A 15335-nucleotide genomic window follows, 5' to 3' on the forward strand; every position below is an offset into this window, starting at 1 on the left:
TTACATACACTGGTATTTTATTGTCATAAATTAGTCGTTGAAATATTCCAAGATGATATAGTATTCACCTGCTGGATGTCCTACACTCATTACCCCATGTCCTAAAGTCATCACTCCAGTAGAAGGATTGTATGAAGAATAGTCACTTGTAAATTTATTAGTTGTTTTACCGATAAATCTAAATCCGATGATGTTTGTTGGTCTTGAATCTGCTGGTAATATAATTTGAGTACCACCTGTGTGGTTGTACGTCAAAGTTTTTTCATATACTGTTTTACCATCAACCCATTTTTTACCCGTAGCTTTTTCAGTAGATGAATAAGTAGGTTCAAATGTTTTTACAACACCGTTAGCATCTACTACAACAAATTTATCATTTTCGATTTCAGTAGTAGGTTGTAATCCCTCTAAAGCTATAGTATTAGTAGCGTCTGTTGTAATTTTAGTAGGCTTGATTAATGTACCACCAAGGTGAACGGTATTTGCATCAGGTTTGTTTAATCCATTTGCAGCTGTCCAGTTCAATCCTGGAATTGTAACTTCAGATGTTGTATTATCAGTGTAATTTACTGTCAACTTAGCCGGATCTGTTGTATCTTGAACAATACTTGTTATACCTCTACCGTCTTTGCCATCGTAAACTGTGTATGTATTTACAACAATACCATCGATTTTGTATGTAATCTTTTTACCTTTAGGTGTATTAGCAGTTGCAGCTACATCTTCAATTTCAATAGTTGGAGTTTTACCGTTTTCACCATCTACACCATTTTTCACTTGAATTGGCAATGTATTACCATTTGACAATGTAACTGTCATTGTAGTAAATCCTGGTACATTTTGACTAGCATCAACAGCTACATTAGTAATACTTACACCGTCATCCCCTTTGTTTACGGTAATTTCAGTTTCAGCACCATCCGTAGTTTTAACTTTAACTATAGAATTTCCGTCCGAATCTTTAGTTTCTGTAATAGCTGAAATTCCTACACCATCGTAAACTGTGTATGTATTTACAACAATACCATCGATTTTGTATGTAATCTTTTTACCTTTAGGTGTATTAGCAGTTGCAGCTATATCTTCAATTTCGATAGTTGGAGTTTTACCGTTTTCACCATCTACACCATTTTTCACTTGAATTGGCAATGTATTACCATTTGACAATGTAACTGTCATTGTAGTAAATCCTGGTACATTTTGACTAGCATCAACAGCTACATTAGTAATGCTTACACCGTCATCCCCTTTGTTTACGGTAATTTCAGTTTCAGCACCATCCGTAGTTTTAACTTTAACTATAGAATTTCCGTCTGAATCTTTAGTTTCTGTAATAGCTGAAATTCCTACACCATCGTAAACTGTGTATGTATTTACAACAATACCATCGATTTTGTATGTAATCTTTTTACCTTTAGGTGTATTAGCAGTTGCAGCTACATCTTCAATTTCAATAGTTGGAGTTTTACCGTTTTCACCATCTACACCATTTTTCACTTGAATTGGCAATGTATTACCATTTGACAATGTAACTGTCATTGTAGTAAATCCTGGTACATTTTGACTAGCATCAACAGCTACATTAGTAATGCTTACACCGTCATCCCCTTTGTTTACGGTAATTTCAGTTTCAGCACCATCCGTAGTTTTAACTTTAACTATAGAATTTCCGTCCGAATCTTTAGTTTCTGTAATAGCTGAAATTCCTACACCATCGTAAACTGTGTATGTATTTACAACAATACCATCGATTTTGTATGTAATCTTTTTACCTTTAGGTGTATTAGCAGTTGCAGCTATATCTTCAATTTCAATAGTTGGAGTTTTACCGTTTTCACCATCTACACCATTTTTCACTTGAATTGGCAATGTATTACCATTTGACAATGTAACTGTCATTGTAGTAAATCCTGGTACATTTTGACTAGCATCAACTGTGATTGTATCAATTCCTACACCATCATTGATTGTAAAAGGAGTAGCTGAAGTACCGTCTGTATAGTTTACAGTAACAGTTGTAATTCCAGTAGTAGGGTCTTTTACAGTATTAATAGATTCTATACCTCTACCGTTCAATGAATCCCCAGTGTTTGTCCAAGTACCATTATCTTTTACCCAAACATCACCTGTAGTGGTGTCAACATAAGAGTCACCGTTTTTACCATCAATATTCTCAGGATTTCCACTTCCCGAAAGGAAAGAAGCTCCATCGTTGATTGGGAATGGAGTAGCGGAAGTACCATTCGTATAGTTTACTGTAGCGCTAGTAATTCCAGTTACAGGATCTTTGACCGTTGCAATAGAAGCGATACCTACACCGTCTTCACCATCATCTCCTTTAGGACCTTGAATACCTTGAATACCCTGAGGACCTTGAGGCAAAGGCAATTCAGCCATTGTACCGTTTGTATAAGTAATGATTGCAATTGATGGGTTCGAAGGATTTACTGTGATATTCGCAATACCATTTCCAGTAGGACCTTCTAATAAATTGATTGTAACTGCTTCACCCAATTCGTTTGTGTAAGTAAATGAAGTACCGTTGTCAACGATAGTTGTAGGGATGTTTAAGTCTGAAATATTTACTTGAGTTATATTTCCAACAGAGTCAATCAATTTCAATACACCATTTTCTACAATCATAGAAGCGTTTGTAGTATCAGTATCCAAATCAGCAATGTCGTTTGCATTTATGATTCTATGCCATTTGTCCACATACCAATAGTAGTAACCTGGTGTAATTAAGTTACTGTTTGTAGTATTAAATACTAATAAAGAGTTAACGTTTCCATTTGTAATAGTTGTAGCATCAGTAATGTTTTGCAATGCTACTCTTGGTATCAAAATACCTTTATCTGCTGCTACTACATCAAGTTGTGCAGAGTTGTTTGGTGTCAAGGTACCTATACCAACCTGTGCATTTGAAACAAAGCCTATCATTATAAGCGATATAGGTAAAAGTCTTTTTTTCATTTTTTATTTTTTGACTGTTTTAAACTTGTAAAGTTACCTATTTTAAATGAATTAGAAGTTTTTTTTGTCAAAAGAATAGCTTTGTAGGTGTGTTAAATATTAATTAATTTTTCTAATAAACTAAAATGTAAATTTTGCAATAATTTCACGGATATTGTCAATTATCGTGTCGAATATCTTAAATCGATTTTAATCCCAACACTCCATCATTAATAAGTGTCCTCGTTCATAGGTGATTTCTACGATTCCATCTTCCAATACACTGTTGCTATTACCTGTACGAACGCCCAATTCTAAACTGTCGTTTTGCAAGGGATATACTAAATTTTTTGTAGTAATTCCTTCAACTTTTCCAATAGGCATTAGGGAAATCACCGTGTCTTTTGTGTACCATTTTTTGTATGTTTTGGGCAAAACAAATATTTTGGAATAATCGTCAAATAAAACAATTTCCAACTGCTGAGAAAATTTTGCAATACAGGTAATATTATTTAGTGTATGATCCATTCTTTTGCCTGTTGCCCAAATTACATTTGCCATTTTGTGTCCTCGTTCGATAAGAAAGTGAAATGCCTTTTCCAAATCGGTAGAATTTTGACATGAATAAGGGATAATTTCCAATGGATATTGAAGTTCTTTGTATTTTTCGGAATTGAAACCACGGTCGAAATCTCCCAATAGCACATCAATTTTGATACCCAATTCCAACACTCGGTCGATGGCAGAATCCAATACCACTACCAGCGGACTCCATTCTAATAATTGATGCATAAGGTCGATGTTACAAGCCTCGCCATTGGCAATGATTAAGGCAGGTTCTTGGTCGTCGCGTACAATATGATGTGATGACATGTTTTTTTGTATTGTAATATGCTAATTGTTGCAAAAATAGGTAATTTTGTTTAGAGAGGTAAAGTATAGTAGTAATAAATGTTTCATCTGTATATTTAGCTAATTTTGTGAGAGAAAATAAAATAATATTTACTATTTTTGTAAATTATTAATCAAATAAAAGATATGGATTTAGCACAAGAACAATGGTGGCAAGAGGTTCAAAATGATAGCAATGCTGTGATTTTGGATGTTCGTACATTAGAAGAAATTGAAGAAGGGAAAATCCCTGGATCAATCAATCACGATTTTTATCAAGGTCAAGATTTTTTAAATGCTTTAGAAGCATTGGACAAAACTAAAAACTACTATGTATATTGTCGTTCGGGCAATAGAAGTGGACAAGCTTGTATGTTAATGAATCAATTAGGAATCAACAATACTTTCAATTTGGTTGGTGGAACAAACGAGTGGAACGGCCACTTGAATAATTTTTGTGAAAAAGGTGTCGAAAAACCTACTTTTCAGACACCTTTTTCATTTTTACCACATAGACACATAGTTTTTTTACAACTGAGAACCTGAGATTTTATTAAATTGCAGATACGCTACGATTTAAAACATAAGATACAACGGGTATAAAACTACACTTGTGGATGAATTGAAAAAAAACACTAATTTATATGAAAAAACATTGTTTGTAAGCTAAATATCATTTAAAATCATGATAGAACTAATAGACTTTATACTACATATCGATCAATATTTATTCGAGTTTGTCAATCAATACGACACTTGGATTTATGTCATTCTTTTTGCAATCATTTTTATAGAAACAGGCTTGGTTATCATGCCGTTTTTACCAGGAGACTCCTTGTTGTTTGCCACGGGAATGTTGGCAGCACAACCTAATAGTATGAATATTTATATCGTAACCTTGGTGATGTTGGTAGCGGCTATTTTGGGCGATACACTCAATTATACCATAGGAAAACATTTAGGAGATAAAATGGTGAATTTCAAACTATTTGGAAAACAACCCGTAAAACCTGAATATTTGGAAAAAACGCAACAATTTTATGAAAAATATGGAAGTAAAACCATAGTAATTGCTCGTTTTGTACCGATCGTGCGTACATTGGCTCCGTTTGTTGCAGGAATAGGAAAAATGCATTATCCTACATTTTTGTCTTACAATATTATTGGAGGTTGTATTTGGGTGATCGGCGTTACATTCGCAGGGTATTTCTTAGGTGAAATCCCTTTGATCAAGAACAATTTTTCTAAAGTGGTGTTGATTATTATTTTGCTATCTATATTGCCGATTGTTTTTTCATATTTCAAAGAGAGAAGAAAATTAGGCGTTAAATAAAGTTTTAACACCAAGAAAAGTAGAGAAAAACAAAATGAAGTAGAAAGAATTCAAGGTTTATCTTAATCTACACATTAGTCTTCCTTATTTCTAAAAGCGAAGCGTCTCTGTTTCTCCGTTGTGAAAACAAAAAACTATATGGTAAAAAAATAAAATGATAAAAATGAATTCCTTAATTCAAAAATACAATATACCAGGACCAAGATACACCAGCTATCCCACAGTACCTTTTTGGAAAACAGAAGAATTTTCCGAAGAGCAATGGAAACTACGAGTGAAAAAAACATTTCAAGCGACCAACTCTACAGAAGGGATTTCGTTGTACATTCACCTGCCGTTTTGTGAGAGTTTATGTACCTTTTGTGGATGTCATAAACGCATTACCAAACGCCACGAACTCGAAAATCCGTATATCGAAACTTTGCTTAAAGAATGGCAATTGTACTTAAATCTCTTTGATGAAAAACCTGTGCTGAAAGAATTACACCTTGGCGGTGGTACGCCCACTTTTTTCAGTCCAGAGAGTTTAAAAGAGTTGTTAGAAACCATATTTTCGACTTCGATAGTTCCAGTAGATGCTATTTATAGTTTTGAAGGACATCCTAATAATACCTTGTTTGAGCATTTAAAAACATTGAGAGATTTAGGTTTTACTCGTGTAAGTTTTGGTGTACAGGATTACGACCCAAAAGTGCAAAAAGCCATTCATCGCATACAATCTTTTGAAAAAGTACAAGAGGTAACGGAGTGGGCGAGAGCGTTGGGCTATACTTCGGTGTCGCACGATATTATTTATGGATTGCCTTTTCAGACAGTGGAAAGCATAGAGCAGACCATTGCCAATACCAAAAAATTACAACCTGATAGAATTTCGTTTTACAGTTACGCCCATGTGCCGTGGATAAAGGGCAACGGACAGCGAGGTTTCAAAGACGAAGACCTACCCAAAGACGAAGAAAAACGCAATTTGTACGAATTGGGAAAACAGCGATTGCAAGAAGCAGGATATTACGAAATAGGAATGGATCATTTTGCATTGGAAAGCGATAGTTTGTATCAATCGTTTAAAAATGCAACGATGCACCGCAATTTTATGGGGTATAGCTCATCAAAAACTTCGCTAATGATAGGGTTGGGTATGTCGTCGATAGGGGATACCCAGGATAGTTTTTATCAGAATGAAAAAGAATTGGAGAAATATACTGCATTGGTTGCAGAAGGAAAATTCCCACTTTTGAAAGGGCATTTACATTCCGATGAAGATTTGATTTTGCGTCAGACGATTTTGGATATTATCTGTCATTTTCAAACCGATTTGTCAAAGGTGTATTTGATCATTTCTCAAGAAGAAATCGAAAAAAAATTGGAAGAATTGATAAAAGATCAATTGTTGACTATTGAAAACCATCAATTGACTGTAACTGAATTAGGAAAAACCTTTGTGAGAAATATCTGTATGGCGTTTGATGATTATTTGATAAAAAATCAACCCAAAACACAATTGTTTTCTATGACGATATAGTATGTATTAGGGGCTGAAAAGTAGGTTTTGTGTCATTCAGACGAAGGAAGAATCTTTTTATATTGTTTATTTTCATAAATTTCTCCTTTCGTCGAAATGATAAATATTTTAAATAATTGAATTTTCGGACACCTTTTGATTCTCCATTGTGGAAAAAAATCGATGTGGGTATATATCAATGACAAAATGTTTCACATAATCCATTTAACATGAAAAAAGAAACTAAAAATTATTTATTGAATGTATTTTTTATATCGTGGTTGTTATTCGGAATATTTTATTTCGACCGTGAAGATACTTCCTTTGCTAAAAATTGGTTTTCCTATATAGGATTTGTAGCCTTTGCAGGATATTTTTTGTATTCATTGAACAAAGCAGCAAAAGAACAGGAAAAAAATAGAAAATAACGCATTAGTAGGTGCAAATTGCAATTTGCACCAATAGTTATTTGCCCCAAAATAGATTCAATCATTTATTCAATCGCAATTAGCCATTTTCAAAGTCGATTTGCCCTATTTTTATATTTTTTTTACATCAAAATCAGAGGTAGTATCATACCAAAGAAAGCCGTTTTTTACCACCAAAGGGGAGTCGATGTTGTTGGTATAAAGGCTGCCTGTTCCCAAACCTTGTGGCATAGGGTTATTGAGGCTGAATGTCCATTGAGCAATGGCATTAAGACCGATGTTGCTTTCCAGTGCAGAGGTAATCCACCATGGAATGTTGAATGAATTGGCAATGTCTATCCATTCTTGTGAACCTTTAAATCCGCCTACTAAACTTGGCTTTAGGATGATGTACTGCGGACGAATTTTTTCAATCACTTGTTTTTTATCTTCATAATTTACAACGCCAATCAATTCTTCGTCCAACGCAATTGGGAGGGGAGTTTTGCTACACAATGATCTCATTTCGTTGATTTGACCAGCTTTGATCGGTTGTTCGATACTGTGAATAGAAAATTTTGATAAAATATTTAATTTTTCCTCAACAGTTTCTAACGAAAAAGCACCATTTGCATCCACGCGTATTTCTATACGGTCAGCAGAGAAGTGTTCTCTGATATAAGAGAGCAATCGACATTCTTCATTAAAATCGATAGCTCCAATTTTTAGTTTGATACAGTTGAAACCTTGAGCGATTTTTTCATCTATTTGTAGTTTCATGTTTTCAGCAGATTCCATCCATACCAAACCGTTGATAGGAATTCCTTTTGTTCCATCGGAAAATTCATGGAGAAATAATTGAAAAGGATGGTTGCTTTCCAAAGATAAAAATGCCTGTTCTACTCCAAATTGTATAGAAGGCCAATCGCGTAATTGCTCCCATAAAACATCTTTTCCTAAGTGAATGTTTTGACATACCCAAGACAATTTTTCCTCATAATTTGGACGATCGTCTATAGATAAACCTTGTAATAAACTGCATTCTCCATAACCTATTTTTCCATTGTTTTCAATCATGAGAAACCACGTGTTTTTGTCTAATAATATTCCTCTGGAAGTTCCTGCTGGTTTTTTGAACTGTAATGTATATTTTTTGAAATAAGCTTTCATTTTTCTTATATTATTTTCACAAAAATAAAAAAAACGCCTCTAAATTGAGACGTTTTTGATTAAAGAATATGATATAAAATTATGCTTCGAATTCGTATTCATCTTCATACTCATCATAAGTATAAGTAGGTTTTTGACTGTATTCGATGTACTTTTGAGCTTTAGAATCATAGATTACAGAGAGTTTTCCATGTGGATTTTGTAAAATGATACCGTCATGCGGAGCTTTTACCAATTCGCGAGTATTCATATAGATCAAAGATCCTTTTTTATACGAATTGATAATCAAACGGTCGTTGTAGTATTCTGTATAAGATACGTAGGCTTCGTTAGAGACTTTGTTTACACTCACAATCACCAATCTACTTTCTTGGCTACCTTCTACATTGTCCATTATTACGGCATAATCGGTAGAGCCATCACTGTCAAAATCGCCAATTGCCAATGAAGATTTGGCACGTTGAGCATTTTGTGTCATAATATAGGTAGCGTTGTTTTTGTATTTATTGTTTTCGTTTAGCAATACTTTTTTTACAGACGCTGGCAATTCTGAATAAGGAGCTATGGAGAAATATTTTTTATAATCCTCAAAACTGTATTCATTCATTAAATTAGAAGCATTGATTTTGATAGGGTGCTCCAAAGTTCCTGGATTTTTGTAGGGATTATTGAGATACACCACTTTTTCGTTTGTAGTAGATTTTTGATAATCTACAAAAACGCGATCGCCAAACTTTAATTTTTGCCCCGTAGGAAATGTGATTTCTTTAGCGATAATCACTTGCTCTTCGTAGGACATATATTCGTCTTCATAGTCCATCGGCATATTTAACGAATCTTTTTTTTCTGCCAGTTTGATTGAATCTCTTTTCATTTTTAGTGAGTCCAATCTCGAATTCAAATCTACTTTTTCCGCTTTATTGAATACTAAAAAATATCCTCCAACTCCCAAAGCCAATGCACCAACTATACTACCAATAATCAATGGCGTTTTGTTTGACGATTTGGGTTGATGGTTTGGGTCTACAGGGTTGTTTGTTTCTTCCATATTTGATAGTGTTTTTATTACAAATATAACTAAAAATTATTTCCAATCAATAGGTAAATTGCGGAAGTCGAAATTAATTTTAGAATCAATTAATGTATCTTTAAATTTTCCACTTAAATCAAAACCAAAAGATTTAATGAATTGAGTTTTTTCAGATTCTATATACTTTATCGCAATTTTTCTTTTAATGGGCACATCATTTATTAATGGTAAACTTTCAACTTCAAATTTATTAAAATCAATTTTCAATAAATTACCTTCATTATCAATAATGCTATTTAAGAAACTCAAATAACCATTTATTTTCTTTCCATTATTCTCAATCAACATCGTCACATACACCAATTTTTCCTTTGTATCTCCTTCAACTTTAGTGATTTTGATATTTACATTTTCCTTTTCGATTTCTGCAATGGACTTGCGAATGTCAAGTACTCGTTTTAGATAAATATTTTCTGTTTTTACCTGATTGATATCTCTTTGCAAAGAGGCAATGTTGGTTTGCAATTGTGAAAAATTTGTTTTCAATTGGTCAACTTCTTTTTACAGATTTTCTACATTTTGTGCAAATAAGGCATTTCTATCAATAAAAAGGTACCTACCATTTTTTCATATTTCTTCTTTTTATTTATTGCAAAAATAAAGTTTTACCAATCAAATGCAATTTTTTTTTATGATAAATGCTCTTTTATTTCGCAAAAAATCATCTCTCTTATTGTATTTTGAAAAATTGATTAGTAATTTTGAAAAATTTTCACAATCATAATAAAAAGATGAGTTCAACTTCTAAACAATATGATGCAATTGTTTCTAATTGTAGAAATCTCTATGCAAAAAAACTAAAAGATTACGGTACGGCGTGGCGTATTTTTCGTCTGACTTCGCTTACTGATCAAATTTATATTAAGGCTATGCGTATCCGCACCTTGCAAGAAACAGATATACGCAAGGTGGATGAAGACGAGATTGGCGAATTTATTGCAATCATCAATTATTGTGTCATGGCATTGATTCAGATAGACAAAGGTGTGGCAAAATACCCCGATTTGACTGAAAAAGAAGCAATAGAATTGTACGACAAACACGCAAAAATCACTAAAGATTTGATGTTGAATAAAAATCACGACTACGGCGAGGCATGGCGTGATATTCGTATCAGTTCGCTCACCGATATCATTCTACAAAAACTATTGCGTATCAAACAAATCGAAGACAACAAAGGCAAAACTTTAGTCTCTGAAGGAGTAGATGCCAACTATCAAGACATCATCAATTACGCAGTGTTTTCGTTAATTTTAACTGAAGAAAATAAAAAATAAAATACATACATCATGAAATATTTAGTACATATCATCCGAGTTTTCGTTGGTATTTTATTCATCATTTCTGGATTAATAAAGTTAAATGACCCAGTAGGATTGGCGTTTAAACTGGAAGAATATTTTTCTGAAGTAGTATTAAACCTTCCGTTTTTACAACCCTATGCACTATACATTGCTCTTTTTGTAGTAATCGGTGAAGTGATTTTAGGGGTATTGTTGTTATTGGGTTACAAACGCACCTTTACTCTAACCAATTTGTATTTGCTGATTTTATTTTTTACGTTTTTGACGTTTTATTCAGCGTATTACAACAAAGTTACAGACTGCGGATGCTTTGGAGATGCCATAAAACTCACTCCTTGGCAATCTTTTGCAAAAGACGTAGTGCTTTTAGTGATGATACTCTTTTTAATCGTAGGACGCAATCACATCAAGCCCTTGTTTAAAAATAGTTCGATATCCTCATTTATCGTTGCGTTTTCATTGGTTTTGAGTATCTTTTTAGGATATTATGTAGTCAATCATTTGCCTGTCATAGATTTTAGACCATACAAAGTAGGTGTAAATATTCCTAAAGGTATGGAAATTCCAGAAGACCAGCCCAAACCAATTTACGATATCAAATTTGTGTATAAGGTAAATGGTCAAAACAAAGAATATGGCATGAACGAGTTGACTCAAATCCCAGAAGGTGCAGAGTTTGTAGAGCGTATCGAAAAATTGGTTCAAAAAGGATACGAACCTCCGATTTACAATTTTACAATAGAAAAAGACGGTTCTGATTATATCGATGAGGTGTTTTCGCATCCAAAAGTATTGTTGATTACGGCTTATGATTTGAATAAATCGGATGAAAACAGCTGGCTTCCTGTAAAAAATTTGGCTGAAACTGCCGAAGCTAAAGGATATAAAATTGTGGGATTGACCTCATCAAGCAATGTAGAAATTGAAGAATTGAGAGAAAAATACAATTTACCATTCGATTTCTTTTTCTGTGATGGTACTACGGTTAAAACTATCGAAAGAGCCAATCCAAGTATCGTAAAATTGGAATTTGGTACTATAAAAGAAAAGAAACACTGGAAAGATATTGAGAAATTGTCTTTATAGGTACAGTGTATGAAGTATTAAGTACAAAGTATTAAGTAAAAATGACAATTTCATTAAAATCTGATTATTTTTACTATATAGCATATACAAAATACCATTTACCATTTACGAATTACTATTCTTTACTCCCTATAAAAAAACTTCGCAAAAGCGAAGTTTTTTATTGATTTGATAGGAAGAAATAAAAAAAAGTTTGATTCGTTTTTAATTCCAATAGAGAAAGAGTATTTTTGAAAAAAATAATGAAAATGAAAAAAATAGTTATTGCACTGGCAATATTACCGTTGAGTATGTGTGCTCAACCCAAAAAGTTTTCTACCACTTCTGAGCAATGGGCAGATTCTTTATACCAAACCATGACACTACGTGAAAAAATAGGTCAGTTGTTTATGGTGGCAGCCTATTCAAACAAAGATCAAAAGCATGTCAATCAAATAGAAAAACTCATTTCTGAGCAACATATTGGAGGGGTAATATTCTTTCAAGGTGGGCCGTACCGCCAAGCAAAAATTACCAATACATTACAAAATAAATCTAAAATACCTTTGTTAGTAGGAATTGATGCCGAATGGGGATTGGCGATGCGATTAGATTCTACTTATCGCTACCCATACAATATGTCATTAGGTGCCATTCAAAATAATGAATTGCTCTACAAAATGGGACAACAAATGGGACATCAAGCCAAAAGACTGGGCGTACATTTTATGTTTGCTCCTGTAGTAGATGTCAATACCAATCCAAAAAACCCTGTTATCGGAGGGAGAAGTTTTGGAGAAAGCAAAGAAAATGTAGCCGAAAAATCGTTGAAACTCATCAAAGGAATGCAGTCAACTGGGGTATATGCCACAGCGAAACATTTTCCAGGGCATGGTGATACTTCTACCGATTCGCATCATACGTTGCCTATCTTAAAATTTGACAAAAATCGTTTGCATGACATCGAATTGTACCCCTACAAACGTATCATCCCTGAAGGTTTGGCGTCAATTATGGTGGCACATTTAGAAGTTCCTGTATTAGAATCAGAAAAGGGACGTCCTACATCGATTTCGTACAAAACGGTAACAAAACTGTTGAAAGAAGATTTAAATTTCGACGGATTGATATTTACAGATGCCCTCAATATGAAAGGAGCATCCAATTATAAAACACCTGGACAAATCGACTTGGAGGCTTTTTTAGCAGGGAATGACGTTTTGTTGTTTCCTGAAAATGTTCCTTTGGCTGTAGATTTGTTTGTAAAAGCCATCGAACAAGGAAAATTGAAAGAAGAACGTTTGGCAGAATCTGTAAAAAAGATTTTAAAACACAAACATCAAGCAAATTTACACAGAACTAAGACGGTAGATTTGTACAATCTTACAAAAGATTTAAACCCAAGTATTGCCGATGATTTGAGTTTTTTGTTGTACAAAAATATGCTCACAGCATTGAAAAACAACAATTTGGTTATTCCACTCAAGGCTACTGAAAAAATTGCCTATATTGCTTTGGGAAATGCTACCTCAAAAAACTTTGAAAAAGCATTGAAAAAATTTGGCAACATCACTGTTGTTGATGCTGACGATGTTCGAGAAGATTTGTCAGAAATCGAAGGATTCGACCGTGTGATTATTGGTTATCACAAAGAGGATAATGTATGGAAAAATCACTCATTTAGCAATAAAGAAAAACAAATCATCAGCGATGTAGCCAAACAAAAGTCAACTGTATTGGTATCATTTGCAAAACCTTATGTTTTGGGCGAATTATCATCAATTAATCATTTAGATGGATTGTTACTTGCGTATCAAAACAACGATTTTACCTTTGAAGCCGTAGCCAATGCACTATTTGGATACTCCGAAATCAATGGAAAGACACCAGTTTCTATAGGAAATCACTTTCCAGAACATGCAGGTTTGTGGATTGATAAGTCGCACAGTATCGAAATAAGCCGTGCGTCTTTAGAAGGAGTAGATGCCGACCGACTCAATGACATAAAACGATATACAGACAAAGTATTGAGAGATAAAATCGCTCCAGGAGGACAGATTCTCGTAATCAAAGATGACAAAATCATTTACGATCAAGTATTTGGTACACTTGATTATGAAAATCGTCAAGAAGTTAGCCAAAAAACCGTCTATGATTTAGCATCTCTATCAAAAATATTGGGAACATTGCCTGTAGTAATGAAAATGTATGAAGAAGGAGCTTTAAAACTCGAGGCACCTATTTCACAATATTTATCCGAATTTAAAGAAACTGACAAGGCAAATATTACCATAAAAGAACTCCTTACACACCAGTCGGGTTTGATAGCATGGATTCCTTTTTATAAACAAACATTAGACGACAATAAACGTCCAGACAAGGAATTGTATTCTACAGTTCCAACTAAAAACAATTCGTTAAAAGTTTTTGAAAATTTGTACCTCACAAACGAATACAAAAAAGAAATGCTTCAACGAATTTTGGACAGCAAAATGGGAGCAAAAAAATACGTATATAGCGATTTAAATTTCATTTTATTGCAGCAAATCGTAGAAAGACACTATCAGCAGCCATTAGACGTGTTGTTACAACGATACTTTTTAGACCCAATGGAGTTGACAACTATTTCGTACAATCCGCTTAGTAAAATGGACATCAATACTATCGCACCAACTGAGAAAGACACTTATTATCGATATGCGACTATTCAAGGTTATGTACACGATATGGGAGCAGCCATGCTCGGAGGTGTAGGCGGTCATGCGGGATTGTTTGGAAATGCGTACGAAGTAGGACAGATGATGCAAATGTTTCTCAATGGAGGAAAATTTAAAGACAAGCAATTGCTCAAAACCTCTACCATCAATACATTCAACACTTGTTTTTATTGTCAAAAAGGAAATAGGAGAGGAGCGGGTTTTGACAAACCACAATTGACAGCCAGTGGCCCTACTTGCGGATGTACATCGCCCGATAGTTTTGGACACACAGGATTTACAGGAACGATGGCGTGGGCAGATCCACAGCAAAAATTGATTTATGTGTTTTTGTCAAATCGTACGTACCCTTCGGCAAATGAAAACAAACTTTCAAAAGCCAACATTAGAGAAGATATACAACAGGTCATCTACGACTCATTGTAATACTATGAAAAACGGATTAATTTCATTTAGTCCGTTTTTTTTATTTTAAATTTATAATTTTTGTTTAATTATTATAAATTATTGAAAATCAAAATTTAATAAAACAAAAATATTTAATAGTAAAATTTAATTTTACATAAAAATAATCAGTAAAAATTTTGTTTATTAAATAAAAGGTCGTATTTTAGCGAAGGTTAGCATTAAAATATAAGAAATATGGGAATTATTAGTTGGCTCGTATTCGGGCTTATCGCAGGTGCTTTAGCAAAAGTTATTATGCCAGGGAAGCAAGGAGGAGGAATTATTGTAACTATTATTTTAGGAATCATCGGTGCCTTTGTAGGCGGATTTATCGGAAGTAATATTTTTGGTACTGGAGATATCGATGGATTCAATATGGGTAGTATGGCATTGGCAGTAGTTGGTGCATTGATTGTGTTATTCATTTACGGAAAAGTTTCTGGAAAATAATAAGTTAT

Annotated in this window: 12 protein-coding genes and 1 pseudogene; 8 read left to right on the plus strand and 5 right to left on the minus strand. The window is 33.7% G+C overall.

Annotated features, from left to right (window positions below; all coding sequences use genetic code 11):
- Window positions 1–30: 30 nt before the first annotated feature.
- Both AB4865_RS09085 and AB4865_RS09090 read right to left on the minus strand, forming a co-directional pair.
- Window positions 31–2973: a beta strand repeat-containing protein gene (locus AB4865_RS09085; protein WP_372472948.1), complete on the minus strand. Its 2943-nt coding sequence runs from the start codon at window positions 2971–2973 to the stop codon at window positions 31–33.
- Window positions 2974–3162: 189 nt separating this feature from the next.
- The gene (locus AB4865_RS09090; RefSeq protein ID WP_372472949.1) at window positions 3163–3825 is read right to left on the minus strand and encodes a thiamine diphosphokinase; all 663 of its coding nucleotides are present in this window, start codon (window positions 3823–3825) and stop codon (window positions 3163–3165) included.
- 165 nt (window positions 3826–3990) lie between these two features.
- Between AB4865_RS09090 and AB4865_RS09095 the strand changes: the two are divergent.
- The 4 genes and pseudogenes from AB4865_RS09095 to AB4865_RS09110 form a co-directional block, all read left to right on the plus strand.
- A pseudogene (locus tag AB4865_RS09095) lies at window positions 3991–4284 on the plus strand (rhodanese-like domain-containing protein); the annotation flags it as partial.
- A gap of 244 nt (window positions 4285–4528) precedes the next feature.
- The gene (locus AB4865_RS09100; RefSeq protein WP_372472950.1) at window positions 4529–5176 is read left to right on the plus strand and encodes a DedA family protein; all 648 of its coding nucleotides are present in this window, start codon (window positions 4529–4531) and stop codon (window positions 5174–5176) included.
- 163 nt (window positions 5177–5339) lie between these two features.
- Window positions 5340–6698 carry an oxygen-independent coproporphyrinogen III oxidase gene (hemN, locus tag AB4865_RS09105; protein ID WP_372472951.1) on the plus strand — a complete coding sequence of 453 codons (1359 nt, stop codon included), beginning with the start codon at window positions 5340–5342 and terminating at the stop codon, window positions 6696–6698.
- 209 nt (window positions 6699–6907) lie between these two features.
- Window positions 6908–7105, plus strand: a complete 198-nt coding sequence (locus AB4865_RS09110) for a hypothetical protein (protein WP_372472952.1) — start codon at window positions 6908–6910, stop codon at window positions 7103–7105.
- A 111-nt stretch (window positions 7106–7216) separates the two neighbouring features.
- On the opposite strand, the gene AB4865_RS09115 is transcribed toward AB4865_RS09110, so the two are convergent.
- From AB4865_RS09115 to AB4865_RS09125, 3 genes are all read right to left on the minus strand, one after another.
- Complete coding sequence (locus AB4865_RS09115; RefSeq protein WP_372472953.1) at window positions 7217–8254, minus strand: o-succinylbenzoate synthase; 1038 nt, start codon at window positions 8252–8254, stop codon at window positions 7217–7219.
- Between the two features lie 79 nt (window positions 8255–8333).
- Window positions 8334–9302, minus strand: a complete 969-nt coding sequence (locus AB4865_RS09120; RefSeq protein WP_372472954.1) for a hypothetical protein — start codon at window positions 9300–9302, stop codon at window positions 8334–8336.
- Between the two features lie 36 nt (window positions 9303–9338).
- The gene (locus AB4865_RS09125; protein WP_372472955.1) at window positions 9339–9830 is read right to left on the minus strand and encodes a hypothetical protein; all 492 of its coding nucleotides are present in this window, start codon (window positions 9828–9830) and stop codon (window positions 9339–9341) included.
- Window positions 9831–10075: 245 nt separating this feature from the next.
- Between AB4865_RS09125 and AB4865_RS09130 the strand changes: the two genes are divergently transcribed.
- The 4 genes from AB4865_RS09130 (at window position 10076) to AB4865_RS09145 (ending at window position 15327) form a co-directional block, all read left to right on the plus strand.
- A complete protein-coding gene (locus AB4865_RS09130; protein WP_372472956.1) occupies window positions 10076–10621 on the plus strand; it encodes a DUF1599 domain-containing protein in 546 nt (181 codons plus the stop codon).
- Window positions 10622–10633: 12 nt separating this feature from the next.
- Window positions 10634–11734, plus strand: a complete 1101-nt coding sequence (locus AB4865_RS09135; RefSeq protein WP_372472957.1) for a BT_3928 family protein — start codon at window positions 10634–10636, stop codon at window positions 11732–11734.
- A 248-nt stretch (window positions 11735–11982) separates the two neighbouring features.
- The gene (locus tag AB4865_RS09140; RefSeq protein WP_372472958.1) at window positions 11983–14856 is read left to right on the plus strand and encodes a glycoside hydrolase family 3 N-terminal domain-containing protein; all 2874 of its coding nucleotides are present in this window, start codon (window positions 11983–11985) and stop codon (window positions 14854–14856) included.
- A 216-nt stretch (window positions 14857–15072) separates the two neighbouring features.
- Window positions 15073–15327 (plus strand): GlsB/YeaQ/YmgE family stress response membrane protein, encoded by a 255-nt coding sequence (locus AB4865_RS09145; protein WP_372472959.1) that lies wholly within the window; start codon window positions 15073–15075, stop codon window positions 15325–15327.
- Window positions 15328–15335: the final 8 nt, after the last annotated feature.

Origin of the sequence: Capnocytophaga sp. ARDL2, assembly GCF_041530365.1 — a bacterium.
In the GTDB taxonomy this organism is placed as follows: domain Bacteria; phylum Bacteroidota; class Bacteroidia; order Flavobacteriales; family Flavobacteriaceae; genus Flavobacterium.